Origin of the sequence: Actinoallomurus rhizosphaericola, assembly GCF_024055675.1 — a bacterium.
GTDB classification, from domain to species: domain Bacteria; phylum Actinomycetota; class Actinomycetes; order Streptosporangiales; family Streptosporangiaceae; genus Actinoallomurus; species Actinoallomurus soli.
Map to the genome: position 1 here is coordinate 126,848 of NZ_JAMXMW010000004.1, position 15,386 is coordinate 142,233.

Sequence of the window (15,386 nt, forward strand, 5' to 3'; positions counted from 1 at the left end):
GTCTGCCTGGCACTCGGCTGTCAGCTGACTTTACTTCTTTGGCAGTTGTTGCTGAAAATGCCACGAAATTAGGGTCTTTTGGTGTCCTTGGGGTGAATGTAAAGATTCGTCCGTCGTATCCCCCGCCGCTCCAAGGAGAGCACATGCGACGACGCGTCACCGGGACCCTCGTGGGTGGGCTGATCCTCGCCCTGGTTCCCTTCCTGTCCGGCCCCGCCTCCGCCAGCCCGACCGCCGCCACGAGCGCGGCCGCGCCCGCGGCCTCCGCGGTCCAGCACCCGTTCCACCACGCCTGCTCGACACCGCGAGCCGGCCGCGCCAGCTGCAACGCCCTCGTCCGCGACGACGTCGCCACCAGCGAGGCCACCGTTCGCGCCGCGGCCGCGGCCCCGTCCGGCCTGTCGCCGGCGAACCTGCAGAGCGCCTACAAGCTGTCGACCAGCGGCGGCTCCGGCCAGACCGTCGCCATCGTCGACGCCTACAACGCCCCCACCGCAGAGGCCGACCTGGCCGTCTACCGCAGCCAGTACGGGCTCCCGGCCTGCACCACCGCCAACGGCTGCTTCAAGAAGGTCGACCAGAACGGCGGCACGTCCTACCCGAAGACGGACGGCGGCTGGGCGCAGGAGATCTCCCTCGACCTCGACATGGTCTCCGCGATCTGCCCCAACTGCAAGATCGTGCTCGTCGAGGCGAGCTCCGCGTCGTTCGCCAACCTCGGCACCGCCGAGAACACCGCGGCCCGCCTCGCCAACGTCATCAGCAACAGCTACGGCGGCTCCGACGCGTCGGACTCCAGCTACGGCTCCTACTACAACCACCCCGGCAAGGCGATCACTGTCAGCTCCGGTGACAGCGGCTACGGCGTCGAGTACCCGGCGTCCTCGCACTACGTCACCGCCGTCGGCGGCACCTCGCTGAGGACCGCGAGCAACAGCCGCGGCTGGACCGAGACCGCCTGGAGCGGCGCGGGCAGCGGCTGCTCGTCCTACAACACCGCCCTGTCCGGCCAGTCGAGCTTCGGCACCGGCTGCTCCCGCCGCGCCGTCGCCGACGTCTCCGCGGTCGCCGACCCGAGCACCGGCGTCGCCGTCTACGACAGCACCTCCTACCAGGGTCAGAGCGGCTGGATGGTCTTCGGCGGCACCAGCGTCGCCGCGCCGATCATCGCCGGTGTGTACGGCCTGGCCGGCAACGCCGCGAGCATCGACAACAACTACCCCTACACCCACTCCGGCTCGCTGTTCGACGTGACCTCGGGCAGCAACGGCAGCTGCAGCACGTCGCAGTGGTGCAACGCCCGCACCGGCTGGGACGGCCCCACCGGCCTGGGCACCCCGAACGGCACCGGCGCCTTCTGACGGTGAACTGAGAGACGGGCCCGGCGCGTACGGCGCCGGGCCCGTTCCGTCACGTCCGGGACCGGACCGTACCGCCGCCACACCCGGAGCGATCCGGGCGGATCACCGGGTACGGGATGTCCGTAAGCCCGGCCCGGCAACGGATACCGGCAAGTAGGATGATCTTCGTGAGCCGACCAGAGTCGATCGGCGAACGATGAGGGGGTGGCGGCCGTGACCGACGCGGACAACACGGCGACCGATCGGGCGGACGAGGGCGACGAGCAGGCCCCACCGGGCATCGACGTACGGACCCCCAGCCCCGCCCGGATCTACGACGTCTTCCTCGGTGGCAAGGACAACTACGCCGCCGATCGGGCCGCGGCCCGGGTCGCCATCGAGGCCGGACCCGACATCCCCCGCGCCGCGCGGGAGAACCGCGCCTTCCTCGGCCGCGCCGTGCGCTTCGCCGTCGAGAGCGGCATCCGGCAGTTCATCGACCTCGGCACCGGCCTGCCCACCCAGGGCAACGTCCACGAGGTCGCCCAGTCCCTCGATCCGGACGCCCGCGTCGTCTACGTGGACAACGACCCGATCGTGCTCGCCCACGCGCGGGCGCTCCTGCCGCCGTCCCGGACCACGACCGTCATCCAGGCCGACTTCCGCGAACCCGCGGCCATCCTCGACCACCCCAGGACACGGTCCCTGATCGACCTGGAGCAGCCGGTCGCCGTGCTCATGCTGGCGGTGCTGCACTTCGCCACCGACGAGCAGGTCCGCGCGAGCATCGCGGCCTTCCGCGAGGCGATGGCCCCCGGCAGCCTCCTGATCGTCTCGCACAGCACCACCGAGGGGCACCCGGAGACCGGCGACCAGGCCGCCGGCGCGTGGCGGAACGCCAGCGCCCGCCTGCAGAGCCGCACCCAGAAGGAGGTCGAGGCACTGTTCGACGGCTTCGACCTGCTCGACCCGGGTGTCGTCTGGGTCCCGCAGTGGCGCCCCGGCCCCGGCGCCGACGAGGGCACCCGCTGGATGTACGCCGGCGTCGCCCGCCGCCCGTAGACACGCGGCCGGGCCGGGCCGGGCGCGCTCACCAGGGGACGGTCTTGCCGAAGCGGTCGAGGAACCGCAGGCCCGGAGTCCCCTGCTGGGAGAGGATGACGTCGACCAGGGGAGGGATCGCCTCCTCGATGGTGTACGGCGCGTCCGCCCCGCCCAGGTCGGTGCGGATCCAGCCGGGCGCCATGACCAGCATCGTGCGCGACGGCTCGGGCTGCCGGGCCGCGAAGCTCCGCATGAACATGTTCAGCGCCGCCTTGCTGCCGCGGTAGACCTCCCGCTTCCCGGTCTCGTTGTTGCCGATGCTGCCCTGCCCGGACGACATGGCGCCGATGATGCCGGTGGCCGGGACCAGGTCCTGCAGCGACTCGATGACGCGCATCGGGCTCAGCGCGTTCGTGACCATGACGCGCGTGAACTCCTCGGTCGACACCTCACCGATCCTGACGTGCTGGTCGGCCGTGGTGGTGCCCGCGTTGACGAACAGGATGTCGAGCGTCCTGCCCGCCAGGCGGTCGTGCAGGGCGGTGATCTGTGCCGGCTCGTTGATGTCGAGGGTTTCGATCTCCACCCGGCCGCCGGCGGCCTCGGCCAGATCGTGGAGCCTGGTTCGCGGTGTGCCGGACCGGACCGTGCCGATGACGTTCCAGCCCCTCGTGAGGAACTCCTCCGCCATGGCGTGCCCCAGCCCGCGTCCGGCCCCCACGATGAGGATCGTGGGGGCGGTGTGGGACGAATCAGAAGTAGACATGGCCGCGACGTTAGGATTTAGAGCGTGCTCGAAGTCAAGCGGCAGCCGGCATCCGCGCCCGCCGGCCCGAAGCGGGGCCTCGGCCCCATGCCCGCCGACGGCGTGACCATCGCCGAGGCCGCCCGTCGCACCGGGGTCAGCGTGCACACCCTCCGGTACTACGAGCGCGCCGGTCTGGTCGTCAGCCCCGTCGACCGTACGAGCGGCGGCCGTCGCCGGTACCACGAAATCGACCTGAAGTGGGTCGTCATCTGCACGAAGCTGCGGGCCACCGGCATGCCGATCCGGGGCATCCGCCGGTACGCCGAACTCGTCGCGGCCGGTCCGGGCAACGAGGCGGAACGGTTGGCCCTCCTGGAGGCCCATCGCGCCGACGTGCTCGCCAGGCTGGCGGAGACCCAGGAGAACCTGAAGCTCATCGACCGCAAGATCGACACCTACCGGGGCAGCCTCGCCGCCGGCGACGCCGACCGCCTCTGGGCCCCCATCGGCACGGCCACATCGGAAATCCCGGCCGCAGACCGAGAGCGGGCCGGCGGTTGAGAAAATGGGAAAGCCTCCGAACCAGCGAATCCGGAGGCTTTCCCATTGTGGGGCCGGTGGGATTCGAACCCACACTGGCACGCTCCTAAGGCGTGTGTCTCCTGCCGTTGGACTACGGCCCCTTGCTCTTCTTGTTCTTCATTCTACCGGCATACGTCGGTGTCTGTGAGTGGCAGTTCGGGCAGAGGAAGCGAAGATTCTCCCTGCGATTGTCGGCGTAGTCCCCGTTGATGTGATCAACGTGCAGGATCAGCGGCTTGCCGTTCCACGTAGCCGCCAGATCACACTCACCGCACCGGTAGGCGACTCCGGCTTCGATTAAAGTTCGCCGCAGTATTTCGGGCCGTTGCCGCCGCGCGTCACTGGGGCGAATGACGAAAACCTGCTCGGGCGTCAGGCGATGGGCTGCCGGCTTGCCTCTATTCCATGCCTGAGGGCCGAAATGAGATGTGTCGATATTGAAGTGCTTGAGTCTGCGGCTGATGTGGGCGTGGGCTCCTCCCGACCATGGGATACCGAGGTAGCGCAGGACCCCGGCGATGCTGTGGGAGGCGGCGGCCGCCTCGGCGAGTAGCTCCGGAGTGTACTTGTAGCTGTACTTTCTGTTGACCATGGCGTGACCGTAGCGCCAGGGTCGGACAGTCCCGGGGGCTGGTCGGGTCAGATGCCGAGTTCCTTCAATAGGCGTTCGACGTGGCCGGTGGCCTTCACGTTGTAGAAGGCCTTCTCGATCTTGCCGTCGGCGTCGACGATGAAGGTCGAGCGGATGACGCCGACCATGGTCTTGCCGTACAGCTTCTTCTCGCCGTACGCGCCGTACGCCTGGAGGACCTTGGTGTCGGGGTCGGACAGCAGCGGGAAGGTCAGCTCGTCCCGGTCGCGGAACTTCGCGAGCTTGCCGGGCTCGTCGGGCGAGATGCCGAGCACGTCGACGCCCGCCTCCTCCAGCGCCGGGAGCGCGTCGCGGAAGCCGACCGCCTCCTTGGTGCAGCCGGGCGTCATGGCCGCCGGGTAGAAGTAGACGATCACGCGGCGGCCGCGGTGGGACGACAGCGACACCGGAGTGCCGTCGGCGTCGGGAAGCGTGAACTCCGGGGCCACGTCTCCGGGCTGCAGTCGCTGCTCCGTCACTTGATCACCTTTCCCGTCAGGCTGAGTCCCACCGTACCCGTGTCGCAGCATACGACGCCGGATCGGGGTACAGATCGCCCAGGAAGCGATGTCGGGCGGTGTCACCTGACAGACTTGTCCAGGGATCATGCCGCCGATTCCGATCACCACCGCAGGAAGGAAACCTCATGGCCGACAGAGCCCGCGATCCAGCGGCGATTGAGCGGGACATCGAGCAGACGCGCGAGGAGCTGGCGCGCAGCATCGACGAGCTCGCCGACCGGCTGAGCCCGAAGCACGCCGCGCAGCGTGGCATGGAGAAGGTCAAGGAGGAGGCCGGTCTCGTCGCCGAGGACCTCGGCGCCCTCATGCGGCGGGAGAAGCAGGACCGGCCGCGGAGCCCGCTGACCGGGCCGGTGCTGATCGGGGCCGGTCTCGTGGTGACCACGCTCGCGCTCCGGATGATGCTGCGCCGGCGCCGCCGCTGACCGCGCGGGCGAAGCGTCCAGGCCCCCGAACGGGGGGACCTGGACGCTTCGTCGGTCTCAGCGAAGGGGCACGGCGGTGCTCGCGGTGCCGCCCGCCTGGGCGTCGAAGGCGACGGTGAGGGTGCCCGCGGCGCCGGGGACGGTCACGGTACGGGTCCCCGTGCCGGTGAAGGCGACCTTGGCCTGGCCGAGGATCCGTCCGTTCCAGACGTAGGCGTACGCGGTGCCGGGGCCGGTCGCGCGGAGCCGTACCGTGACCGCGCCGCCGCTGACGGAGGGCCGCCCGACGACGCGGGCGGTGTCGGAGCGGGGCGCGGTGGTTCCGGCCGCGAGGGGGACGCCGGTCCTGGCGGCCTGCAGGATCGACTGCGGGGAGTTGACGGACAGCGCCGCGGTCTTGGAGATCACCGGGGGCGGCGCGGTGGTGGATCTGCCGGACGGCGGGGTGTAGCCGGGAAGGGTCGCCAGGCCCCAGCGGTAGGGGTCGCCCTGGACTCCGCCCCGCGTCGACCAGCCGATGCGGGTCTGGCCGGTCTTGTCGGTGGTGTCGGAGTCGTAGACGAAGATGTCGAGGCCGAGGCGGCTCGGGTCGACGGCGGCGGGCAGGTCGGCGAGCGGGATCTTCGTTTCGACGGTGTAGCCGGTGTAGGGCTTGTCGACGACCGAGGCGACCCGCATGCCGGGCGCGGTGTCCGCGCCGGGTCCCTGGTGGTTGTCGGCGTCGCGTTCGAAGCAGGGCGCGCCGCTCGTGGTGGTGGGCATGATGCCGGTCTTGAAGGTGGTCGAGGTGTTCTCGGCGTCGCCGCGCGGGTCGAGGGCGATCTCGACCGAGTCGGTGCGCCAGTGCCGTTTGCAGTCGGCGGTGTCGAGGACGCTGCCCTGCTTGTCGTCGGTGACGTGGACGAGGACGTAGAGGGCGTCGTCGTACCAGGTGACCTTTCCGGTGGCGGAGCAGTCGGCGGCCGACGCGCAGGCGGTGCCCTCCCAGAGCCGGGAGAGGTTGAGGATGGGGCCGGGGTACTCGGCGGCGGACTCCTTGCCGTCGACCGTGGGTTCCTTGGTCGCGTGCGGGATCGTGGTGGCCGGGACGAGTTCGAGCGCGGCCTTGGCGACGTCGGGGGCGCCGGTGGACGTGGTGGTGATGGTGTAGTCGTAGTCGCCGCCGGTGCCGCCCTGGTTGGCGGTCGGCAGTGAGGTGTCGGTGTCGCGCACGGTGAAGGCGACCGAGCCCTTCGCGCCGGCGGCGAGGGTGTACGGCTTGGACGCGGCGTCGGCGGCGAAGCCCTTGGGGAGGTTCAGGGCGACCGTGCCGTTCTGCGCCTGTTTCGTGGTGTTGGTGAGGTCGACGCGGACCTGGCGGGAGCCGCCGGAGGCGAGGGTGAGGACCCGTTTGACGCGGTCGGTCAGCTGGGGGACGCCGGTGGCGGTGGCCCAGGCGTCGAAGTCGGAGACGCGGGGGAGCGGCTGCTGGCGGCCGGTGACGGCGGGTTCGACCTCGACGGCGCGGCCGGTGGTGCCGGTGCCGTGCGCGGTGGCCAGGGTGGCGCCGAGCCGTACGCGTCCCGGCTTTCCGGCGGCGGTGACGGTGAAGGTCGCGGTGCCGTGGCGCAGGGCGCCGGAACCGGTGACGGTCCAGCCGGCGGGCGCGGTCAGGGCGACGCGGCCGGGGACGGAGGCGTGCGCGGTGACGGAGAACGGCTCGCCGGGGGCGACGCCGAAGCGATTCACCGTCAGGGAGAACTCGGTGCCGAGGGGCAGGCCGCCCTTGGCGGGGTAGGTCGCGCCTTCGAGCGCGGCGAGGGGGTCGTGGTTCCCGCGGGTGAACGGCACCCGGCTGTCGACCTGGGTGAAGTAGTCACAGCCGATCTTGTTCGGGTCGCTCGGGGCGTCGGGGTTGTGGGCCCAGCCCTGGCTGGCGTAGAGACGCCCGGCCTCGGCCTCGATCTGTGCCCAGGTCTTGCCGCTCCTGGACGCGCGGCCGTCCCAGATGCCGTAGACGTCGGCGCTGGGGTCGGTGGGCGTGAACGTCGTCTCGCAGGAGGGGCCGGTGCCGCTGGTGACGAGGTGCTCCTGGTGGAGCAGGCGGGCGGCGCGCCAGGGCCGCAGGTGCTCCTTGGTGAGCTGGTCGGGGAAGGCCTTGGGGTCGGCGGCGAGGTAGTACGCCTCGACGGCGAGGCGCCCGGCCTCCTGGTGGTTGCCGTGCTGGCCGGGGATGGGGGACGGCGTCATGGTCGTGATGACCTTGGGGCGGGTCTCCCGGACGAGGCGGACGACCTTGGCGAGCGTCGAGTCGTGGTCCCAGATCGAGCGGGTGAGCTCGTCGCTGACGGTGTAGTAGAAGTCGACCTTGTCGAGGTAGTGGACGTCGGTGATGCCGGCCTTGGCGACGGCGGCGCGTTCCTCGCCCTCGCGGAGCAGGCCGAGGGCCGGGCCCTCCTCGGGGCCGACCGCGTTGCCGCCGCCCTCGCCCCGGGTGATGGTGAGCACGCCGGTCTTCACGTGGGCCTTCTCATTCCACTGGCCGTACGTGGAGAGGTTGGAGGACTCGTCGTCCGGGTGTGCGCCGACGAACAGGACGTCCAGCCGGCCCGGCCGGGGCGGGTCCGCCGCGGCGGCCTGGGCGGGCGGCGCGAGGCCGAGCAGGCCTGCGGCGAGCGTCAGGGAGAGGGCGAGGCTCTTGCGCATGGGGGTCAACTCCTCAACGCTGTTCGGTTCGTCCGCTGTGCTCCGGTCCTCAGGCTGGAGGGTAAGCGCCATGGCATGCCGGGTCCAGATCACGTTGCCGCGCGGCGGGCCCGGAGGATCCGGGCCCGCCGCCCGGCGGGTGGCTCAGAATCCGATGGCCTCGCGGAGCAGCAGGACGGTGCCGCGCCCGGGGTGGGGTTCCGCGTTGAGGACGAGAAGGCGGTTGAGTGCGCTGGGCACCCCGTAGGCCTTCATGGCGCGTTCGTTCTCCAGCGGGACGCAGTGGTCCTCGAGGCGGCGCAGCGCGGTGCTCAGGTCGGGCACCACCTTCTGCGCCCCGACGATCCAGATCACGCGGGCCGCGGCGCCCGAATAGCCGGCCAGCTGGCTTCCGCTGGCCGAGGCGGCCACGAGGGAGCCGGTCTCGGTGACCGCGGCGACGCTGCCCACGATGACGTCGGGGCAGGCGATCATCCGCCAGATCTCGCCCAGTTGGGTGGCGCGGTCCATGGTCGTGCTGCGCGCCTTGACGGAGTCGTATCGCCCGCTGCCGTTGAGGTCCTCGTCGATGCCGGACAGGCGGAGGGTCTCACTGGCCCCGGTGAACACGCTGGCGCCCTCGGGAATCAGTTCTTTGACGCGGGCGCGCGCGGCGGCGGCGTCGTCGAGGATCTCGACGGCGAAGTTCTTCTCCCGCAACGCGGCGGCGACCCGCTCCAGGGTCTCCGCGGGCGCCGGGTCGGTGAACGATGCCGCTGGAACCGAAGTCGTCATGGTGTCTCCTGACTGGTCGTGTCGTCTCATCGGTACGACGACACAGCCCCTCGGAGTGTCAGGCGACGCGGCGGACGGGCCGAGGCCGTACGCGTCCCGGTGTCCGGCGTCCGCCACCACGGGCGCGTCTCCCGCGTCAGTCCTTGAGGGCGCCCGAGAGCATTCCCGCGATGAAGTGGCGCTGGAGGAAGACGTACACGAGGACGACGGGGGCGGCGACGATCAGCGCGGCGGCCATGAGCATCTGGTACTCGGTCTGGTGCTGGCCCTGGAAGATCGACAGGCCGAGCGGGGCGGTGCGCAGGTCCTCGTTGGAGTTCATGATCACCAGGGCGAGCAGGAATTCGTTCCAGGTCCACATGGCGATGAGCACGATCATGGTGAGGATGGCGGGGCGGCCGACCGGCAGCAGGACCCGCCACAGCGTCGTCCAACTGGAGGCGCCGTCCATCCGGGACGCCTCGATCAGCGCGCGCGGCGCGGACCGGAAGTACGCGCGCATCCAGAAGACCCCGAACGACACCGACTGGGCGATCTGCGGCAGCATGAGGCCGGGCAGGGTGTTGTCGAGGCCGACGGACCGCAGGTCGAAGTACAGCGGCACAACGATGGCCTCGGTCGGCACCATCAGCCCGGCGAGGAACACGTAGAACAGCACGGTCGCGCCGCGGAACTCCATCGTGCCCAGGGCGTACCCGGCGAGGATCGACAGCGCCGACGCCGCGACGACGACCACGGTGACCACGATGAGGCTGTTGGTGAGGTAGCGGGCGAAGTGTCCCTTCCGCCAGGCGCCGGTGAACGCGGCGGCGGACGGGTGCGGCAGGCCGAGCGCCTGGGAGGCCACCGCCAGCAGCGGGAACACGGCGATCACCGCGAACACGACCAGCACGGCGTACGTGGTGGCGCGCTCGGCCCGCGAGGTCGCCGGCGTCACGAGCGGCCCTCCACCAGGCGGCCGACCCCGGCGGTGACGGCGAACACCACGACCGCGATCATGATGCCGATCGCGCAGGCCAGGCCCACCTCCCCGGTGTTGAACGTCCGGTTGTAGACCTCGTACGCCGGGACGCGCGTGGCGTCGCCGGGCCCGCCGCCGGTGGTCAGGTAGATCAGGTCGAAGTTCCGCAGCGCGGCGATGATGGTGAGCGTGAGCGCGACGGACAGCTCCCGCCGCAGCCCGGGCAGGGTGACCGCGAAGAACTCGCGGACGGCCCCGGCGCCGTCCACGCGCGCCGCCTCGTACAGCTCGCGGGGGATCTTCTGCACGCCGGCGAGGAACAGCACCATGGCCAGCCCGATCTCGGCCCAGGTGCCGATGAGGCCGACGGACGGCAGGGCCCAGGTGAAGTCGCCGAGCCAGCCGCGGGCGAGGCCGCCGAGCCCGACGAGGCGGAGCGTGCCGTTGACCGGCCCGTGCTCGGAGTAGATCCACTGCCAGGCCACCGCCACCGCGACCATGGCGACGACCTGCGGCAGGAACAGCACGGTGCGGAAGAACGTCAGCCCGCGCGGCCGGGACCGGGACATGACGGCGACGAGCAGGAACGCGATGCAGCAGGGCAGGACGGCGTAGAAGAACACCAGCACGGCGGCGTGCCAGAACGTCCCGCGCAGGTGCGGGTCGCTGATCGCCTGCGTGTAGTTGCCGAGGCCGGCCCAGGTGCCGACGGAGAGCCCGTCCCAGTGGAACAGCGAGAGGTACGCGCCGTGCAGCAGCGGCCAGAGCAGGAACGCCGCGTAGACCAGCAGGGCCGGGAGCACGTAGAGGTAGGCGACCCGGCGGGGCTCGCCCGGCGGCCGGGCGCCCGCCGGGCGGCTCTCCGTACGGTCGGCGGCGGGCCGGGTCCGGGTGGCCGGGGGCTTCACCGCTTGGCCAGGAACGCGGCGTAATCGCGCTGGGCGTCCTGCATGCCCTGCTGCGCGGTCTTCCTCCCCGCGATGATCTCCTGAAGGACGCCGCCGAGCGTGTCGAGGAAGGTCGTCGTGGAGTAGTCCAGGTAGGGGACGAGGATGTCCTTGTCGCTGGCGGTCCGCCACGCGGCGGACAGGTCGCGGCCGACGGCGGAGGTGGGCTGTGCGTTCGGCGGGGGCAGCGCGGCCAGGCCGCCGGTCTGGGTGACGACGTCCATGGCCTGCGGGCCGGTCATGAAGTTCAGGTACGCGGCGGCGACGTCGGGGTGCTTGGACTTGGCGGTGATCGCGAGGGGCAGGCCGGGGCCGCCGAGCGTGGCGGCGGGCGCCCCGCCGGCCTGGGCGGGCGGCGGGAGGATGTAGCGGACCTTGTCCCCCATCTTCTTCTGCAGGTCCGCGGCGAACCACGGCCCGCCGATGAGGAACACGCCGTCGCCCTTGGCGAACGGCGCGGGGGAGTCGTTGTACTTGGCGGCGTTGACGCCGGCGGGGAAGTAGCCCTTCTTCGCCCAGTCGGCGAGCTTCTGGGCGGCCTGCACGATCGAGGGGTCGGTCCACGCGCCGCCCCGGCCGAACACGAGGTCGCGCAGCTTGTCCTTGCCCGTCGTCTGGCCGAGCAGGACGCCGAACTCGTGGATGCCGGGGAACTTCTCCAGGTTGGCGAGGTAGATCGGCGTCTCGCCCCTGCCCTTGGCGGTCGCGAGGTCCTGTTCGAACTCCGCCCAGGTCGCGGGCGGCTTCAGGCCGAGCTTGGCGAGCTTGTCGGTGTTGTAGTAGATCCCGACGGCCTCGCCGGTCATCGCGACGCCGTACAGACTGCCGGAGCCGATCGCCTTCCCGCCGGCGCTGACGCTGTTGAGCTGGGTGAGCCCGGCGGGGAAGCGCTTACGGAAGCCGTACGCCTGCTCGTACGGGTCCAGGGGCATGAGCGCGCCGGCCTTCACGAGGGCGGCCATGATGCCGTACCCCTGGTTCGCCTCGACGACGTCGGGCGGGTTGCCGCCGGACAGCGCGAGCCGCAGCGTCTTCTCCAGGTCGCTGAAGGACCGCGACACCCGCTTGATCGTCACGTTCGGGTACTTGGCGTGGAACGCGGCGTTCAGCCGCTGCATCTGCTCGTTCTGGCCGCCGAGGACCTCCTGGTCCCAGACGGTGAGCGTGACCGGGCCGGCCTTGGCGACGTCCGTGCTGACGGCGCCGGGGGCGGGGGTCTTCGGTTTCCCGCCGCCCGATCCGGGGGCGCAGGCGGACACGGCGACCAGCGCCGCTGTCAGGACCACGAACGGTTTCCGCATGGCGGGGCTCCTTCGTCAACCGACCGGCGGCGCCTTACACCAAGATCTTCTCGGCGTAAGCCGTGTCCGTTACGGTCACGCCTGCCGTACGGTCGGCTCCGCCCGCGTCGCCGTGTCGACCGAGGCGTCGGGGATGTACGGGACGATGAAGGCGTAGTCCCGCAGGATCTCGTCCGGGACCTCGCCGGACTCGCCGAACGCCGCGATCTCCCCCCAGCAGGGCGAGCCGAGCGACCCGCTGAAGTGCCGGACGGACAGCCCGGCGCAGAGGTTGGCGAACCGCAGCCGCTCGGTCAGGCCCCAGCCGGCGAGCGTGCCGTACACGAAACCGGCGGCGAACACGTCACCGGCGCCGGTCGGGTCGAGGGCCTTGACCGGCAGCGCGGCCGCCTCGGCCCGCTCGCCCGTGGTCGTGTCGATCGCGATCGCGCCGTCGCCGCCGCGCTTGACCACCACGACGGGGACGCGCTCGGCGAGGACGTCGAGGGCCTGCTCGGGGGAGCTCGTCCGGGTGTAGGCCATGGCCTCCACCGCGTTGGGCAGGAACACGTCGACCAGGTCGAGGCGGTCGAGCACGTCGACGGACCAGGTCTCGGTGGGGTCCCAGCCGACGTCGGCGACCACGGCGGCGCCCTTCTCGCGCATCGTCGCCGTCCACTCCGGCACGGGGTGGGCGAGGTCGAGGAAGCACGTCCTGGCCTTGGGCGGGGTGCCGACGAGGGCCTCGGGCAGCACCGGCATGGGCCGGTGGTAGGTCACCATGCTCCGGTCGGCGTCATAGGCCAGCGACACGGTGACCGGCGTGGGCCAGCCGGGCAGCCGCCGGGAGCGGGCCAGCCCGACGCCCTCCTGCTCCGACAGGGTCCGCCACAGGTAGGCGCCGAACATGTCGTCGCCGAACGCGGCGGCCAGGCCGACGTTGAGCCCCAGCCGGCTCATCGCGACCGCGATGTTGGCGATGCCGCCGGGCGCCGAGCCCAGGCCGTCGGTGATCAGCTCGGTGCCGGGCGGTGGCAGGCTCGGCAGGCCGGTGAAGATCATGTCCATGAAGACGGTGCCGGCCAGGAACACGTCGAGCCCTCCGCCGTCGCCGTGCAGGAACTCGGCGGCGGTCTCGCGCTCGACACAGGGGTCCTTCAACCGCGGCTCCGGCGGCCGGCCCGGCGGTGCGATCATCGGTTTGACTTGGTCCACGGCGCCTCCCCTCCGGAGGGGCATCCCAACACTGTCGTACGACATTACGCGCTGCTGGACCGTTCCCGGAGGGGTTGGGAGAATTCCCTACCTCACATCGGGGGAATCAGAGGAACGTCCTTCCCTCACCACGGTAGGTCGGGACCGTCGCGGTGACGCGCTCGCCGTCGATCAGGTGGAGGCCGTCGAAGCGCTCGCACAGCTCCCCGGCCTTCGCGTGCCGGAACCACACCCGGTCGCCGATCCGCAGCCCGTCGGCGGCGGCGCCGAGCAGCGGGGTCTGCACCTCGCCGGCGCCCTCCCGCGCGTCGAAGCGCAGCCCGGAGGGCAGGTACGGCTGCGGCAGCCGGCTGCGGTCCGCGACCCCCGACGCGAGGTACCCGCCGCCGAGCACGGTCACCACGCCGGGCGCGGGGCGCCGTACGACGGGCAGGGCGAACAGCGCGGCCGGGCTGCCGGAGAAGTTCGTGTAGTGGTCGAACAGCACCGACTGGTACAGGCCCGAGCCCGCGGCGACCTCGGTCACGGCCTTCTCGGCCGCCGTCTTCTCGACGCTGCCGGTACCGCCGCCGTTGACGAACTCCAGGTCGGCGACCTCCCGGACCGCCTGAACGATCATCCCCCTGCGGCGCGCCAGCTCGACGCGGGACTGCGCCTGGATGAGGCGCACCGCGCGGGAGAACACCGGCTTGCCGGGCGGGTCGTCCCCGACCCCCGCGATCTGCGACTCGTACGCCATCAGTCCGACCAGTCGCACTCCCGGACGCCGGCCGATCTCGCGGGCCAGCCCGGCGGCCTGCTCCGGCGTACGGACGGGTGACCGGAGCGCGCCGATGCGGATCCGGCCGCCCGCCGCGCGCCAGGCCGCGTCGATGTCCAGGCAGACCCGTACGGGACGGGCGCCGCCGGTGGCCTTCTCGATCAGGTCGAGGTGCTCCACGCAGTCGACCATCACGGTGACGGTGGCCGCCGCGTGCTCGTCGCCGGCCAGCCGCGCGAGGGCCTGCCGGTCGGCGGTCGGATAGGCGACGAGGATGTCGTCGCTCACCCTCTCCTCGGCCAGCCACAGCGCCTCGGGGAGCGTGAACGCCATGACGCCGGCGAACCCGTCCATCGCCAGCACCTCTTCCAGCAGCGCCCGGCAGCGCACCGACTTGCTGGCCACCCGGATCGGCTTGCCGTGCGCACGCCGGGTCAGGTTCGCCGCGTTGGAGCGGAACGCCGCCAGGTCGACGATCGCGAACGGTGGTTCCAGGTGAGATGTGGCGAGGTCATACCGTTTGCGCAGCGTCATGCCCGCAGCGTGCCACAGACCGGCCGAATATGAAAAGAGTTCACGTCCGGGGATGCGCGGCGAAGAAGTCCCAGAGCCGCCCGCTCGCGCCGGACGGCCACGCGTGCCCGCCGCCCGTGACGGTGCACAGGACGACCTCGACGCCGCCGTCGCCCCGCCCGCTGGAGCGGCAGCCCCGCCCGCCGTCCGCCCGGAGCGAGGACAGGCCGTCGGCCCGTCGCCAGAAGTCCACCGCCCGGCCGACCGGCGGGAACGGCCGGGAGTCGTTGAAATCCCGGTGCCCGCCGCCGTTGTAGGGGACGTTGTGGTCCGCGGTGCCGTGCCAGATCATCACCGACACCGGCCGGGCCGGATGACACGCCATGGCGAGCGCCCCGGCCACCACCCCGATCGCGGCGACCTTGCCCGCGGACTCGCAGGCGAACCGGTAGGCCATGCCCGCCCCGTTGGAGAACCCCGTGACGTAGACCCGCTTCGGATCGGCCAGCCCCGTACCGGTCAGGTGGTCGATGAGCTTGTTCAGGAAGCCGACGTCGTCGATGTGCGCCAGGCGGGCCGGCGCGCAGCAGTCCCCGGCGTTCCAGGTGAAGGCGAACCCGTCCGGATAGACCGCGAGGAACCCGTGCCGGTCGGCAAGACCGTCGAACCCGGTCTTCTCCTCGAACCCGAACATGTTGTCGGCCCCGCCGTGCAGCGCGACGACGACGGGAAGCGGCCGCACGGGCCGCCCCGACCGGAAGCTCCGCGCGGCCAGGGCCGGCGGCACGTGGACGAGGTACTCCCGGTGCCCGGGCGTGCCCACATCGATCTTCATCCGATGCGTGCCCGCCGCCGTCGGCACATCGCCGACCGACGCCGGCGCGCCGTGCCGCGCGTGCGCGGACTTAGATGATCTGTGCTCCCCGGATCCTGGCGACTTGCACCCGCCGAGGACGAGAA

The 15,386-nt window shown here is 71.5% G+C and carries 15 protein-coding genes and 1 tRNA gene; 4 read left to right on the forward strand and 12 right to left on the reverse strand.

The genetic code is table 11. From position 1 onward, the window contains the following. Positions 1-143: 143 nt before the first annotated feature. On the forward strand, positions 144-1,361 hold the full coding sequence (locus NE234_RS11800; protein WP_252778983.1) for a S53 family peptidase: 1,218 nt from the start codon (positions 144-146) through the stop codon (positions 1,359-1,361). 204 nt (positions 1,362-1,565) lie between these two features. Further along, positions 1,566-2,402 (forward strand): SAM-dependent methyltransferase, encoded by an 837-nt coding sequence (locus NE234_RS11805; RefSeq protein ID WP_252778984.1) that lies wholly within the window; start codon positions 1,566-1,568, stop codon positions 2,400-2,402. Between the two features lie 28 nt (positions 2,403-2,430). On the opposite strand, the gene NE234_RS11810 is transcribed toward NE234_RS11805, so the two are convergent. Beyond that, the gene (locus tag NE234_RS11810; protein WP_252778985.1) at positions 2,431-3,150 is read right to left on the reverse strand and encodes an SDR family NAD(P)-dependent oxidoreductase; all 720 of its coding nucleotides are present in this window, start codon (positions 3,148-3,150) and stop codon (positions 2,431-2,433) included. Positions 3,151-3,174: 24 nt separating this feature from the next. On the opposite strand from NE234_RS11810, the gene NE234_RS11815 reads away from it, so the two are divergent. After that, on the forward strand, positions 3,175-3,693 hold the full coding sequence (locus tag NE234_RS11815; RefSeq protein ID WP_252778986.1) for a MerR family transcriptional regulator: 519 nt from the start codon (positions 3,175-3,177) through the stop codon (positions 3,691-3,693). 48 nt (positions 3,694-3,741) lie between these two features. Here NE234_RS11815 and NE234_RS11820 read toward each other — a convergent pair. From NE234_RS11820 to bcp, 3 genes are all read right to left on the reverse strand, one after another. Further along, a tRNA-Leu gene (locus NE234_RS11820) sits at positions 3,742-3,815 on the reverse strand. Continuing rightward, positions 3,806-4,306, reverse strand: coding sequence for an HNH endonuclease signature motif containing protein (locus NE234_RS11825; RefSeq protein ID WP_252778987.1), 501 nt, complete (start codon positions 4,304-4,306; stop codon positions 3,806-3,808). Before NE234_RS11825 ends, NE234_RS11820 begins: the two co-directional genes overlap by 10 nt. Positions 4,307-4,353: 47 nt before the next feature. Then, positions 4,354-4,824 carry a thioredoxin-dependent thiol peroxidase gene (bcp, locus tag NE234_RS11830; RefSeq protein ID WP_252778988.1) on the reverse strand — a complete coding sequence of 157 codons (471 nt, stop codon included), beginning with the start codon at positions 4,822-4,824 and terminating at the stop codon, positions 4,354-4,356. A gap of 167 nt (positions 4,825-4,991) precedes the next feature. Here bcp and NE234_RS11835 point away from each other — a divergent pair, with 167 nt between their 5' ends. Then, positions 4,992-5,291, forward strand: a complete 300-nt coding sequence (locus NE234_RS11835; protein WP_252778989.1) for a DUF3618 domain-containing protein — start codon at positions 4,992-4,994, stop codon at positions 5,289-5,291. Positions 5,292-5,348: 57 nt separating this feature from the next. Here the strand turns inward: NE234_RS11835 and NE234_RS11840 are convergent, their stop codons facing one another. The 8 genes from NE234_RS11840 to NE234_RS11875 all read right to left on the reverse strand — a co-directional run bounded on the left by NE234_RS11840 (position 5,349) and on the right by NE234_RS11875 (position 15,261). Next, positions 5,349-7,976 (reverse strand): sugar-binding protein, encoded by a 2,628-nt coding sequence (locus tag NE234_RS11840; protein WP_252778990.1) that lies wholly within the window; start codon positions 7,974-7,976, stop codon positions 5,349-5,351. A 144-nt stretch (positions 7,977-8,120) separates the two neighbouring features. Then, a complete protein-coding gene (locus NE234_RS11845) occupies positions 8,121-8,750 on the reverse strand; it encodes an LUD domain-containing protein (RefSeq protein WP_252778991.1) in 630 nt (209 codons plus the stop codon). A 136-nt stretch (positions 8,751-8,886) separates the two neighbouring features. Beyond that, positions 8,887-9,687, reverse strand: coding sequence for a carbohydrate ABC transporter permease (locus NE234_RS11850; RefSeq protein ID WP_252778992.1), 801 nt, complete (start codon positions 9,685-9,687; stop codon positions 8,887-8,889). After that, positions 9,684-10,619: a carbohydrate ABC transporter permease gene (locus tag NE234_RS45285; RefSeq protein ID WP_252778993.1), complete on the reverse strand. Its 936-nt coding sequence runs from the start codon at positions 10,617-10,619 to the stop codon at positions 9,684-9,686. Before NE234_RS45285 ends, NE234_RS11850 begins: the two co-directional genes overlap by 4 nt. After that, on the reverse strand, positions 10,616-11,959 hold the full coding sequence (locus NE234_RS11860; protein WP_252778994.1) for an ABC transporter substrate-binding protein: 1,344 nt from the start codon (positions 11,957-11,959) through the stop codon (positions 10,616-10,618). Before NE234_RS11860 ends, NE234_RS45285 begins: the two co-directional genes overlap by 4 nt. Positions 11,960-12,034: 75 nt before the next feature. Beyond that, entirely contained in the window at positions 12,035-13,153 is a 1,119-nt protein-coding gene (locus tag NE234_RS11865) for a carbohydrate kinase family protein (protein ID WP_252778995.1), read from the reverse strand. Between the two features lie 106 nt (positions 13,154-13,259). Beyond that, positions 13,260-14,447 (reverse strand): amino acid deaminase/aldolase, encoded by a 1,188-nt coding sequence (locus NE234_RS11870; RefSeq protein ID WP_252778996.1) that lies wholly within the window; start codon positions 14,445-14,447, stop codon positions 13,260-13,262. Between the two features lie 40 nt (positions 14,448-14,487). Continuing rightward, positions 14,488-15,261 carry an alpha/beta hydrolase family esterase gene (locus NE234_RS11875; RefSeq protein WP_252778997.1) on the reverse strand — a complete coding sequence of 258 codons (774 nt, stop codon included), beginning with the start codon at positions 15,259-15,261 and terminating at the stop codon, positions 14,488-14,490. Positions 15,262-15,386 lie beyond the last annotated feature (125 nt).

What these genes read in the sequence shown, in the direction of transcription:
- NE234_RS11875 (WP_252778997.1), bottom strand. Translation starts at nt 15,261, where the DNA reads ATGAAGATCGATGTGGGCACGCCCGGGCACCGGGAGTACCTCGTCCAC.
- NE234_RS11870 (WP_252778996.1), bottom strand. Translation starts at nt 14,447, where the DNA reads ATGACGCTGCGCAAACGGTATGACCTCGCCACATCTCACCTGGAACCA.
- NE234_RS11845 (WP_252778991.1), bottom strand. Translation starts at nt 8,750, where the DNA reads ATGACGACTTCGGTTCCAGCGGCATCGTTCACCGACCCGGCGCCCGCG.
- NE234_RS11860 (WP_252778994.1), bottom strand. Translation starts at nt 11,959, where the DNA reads ATGCGGAAACCGTTCGTGGTCCTGACAGCGGCGCTGGTCGCCGTGTCC.
- NE234_RS11835 (WP_252778989.1), top strand. Translation starts at nt 4,992, where the DNA reads ATGGCCGACAGAGCCCGCGATCCAGCGGCGATTGAGCGGGACATCGAG.
- NE234_RS11840 (WP_252778990.1), bottom strand. Translation starts at nt 7,976, where the DNA reads ATGCGCAAGAGCCTCGCCCTCTCCCTGACGCTCGCCGCAGGCCTGCTC.
- NE234_RS11800 (WP_252778983.1), top strand. Translation starts at nt 144, where the DNA reads ATGCGACGACGCGTCACCGGGACCCTCGTGGGTGGGCTGATCCTCGCC.
- NE234_RS11810 (WP_252778985.1), bottom strand. Translation starts at nt 3,150, where the DNA reads ATGTCTACTTCTGATTCGTCCCACACCGCCCCCACGATCCTCATCGTG.
- NE234_RS11825 (WP_252778987.1), bottom strand. Translation starts at nt 4,306, where the DNA reads ATGGTCAACAGAAAGTACAGCTACAAGTACACTCCGGAGCTACTCGCC.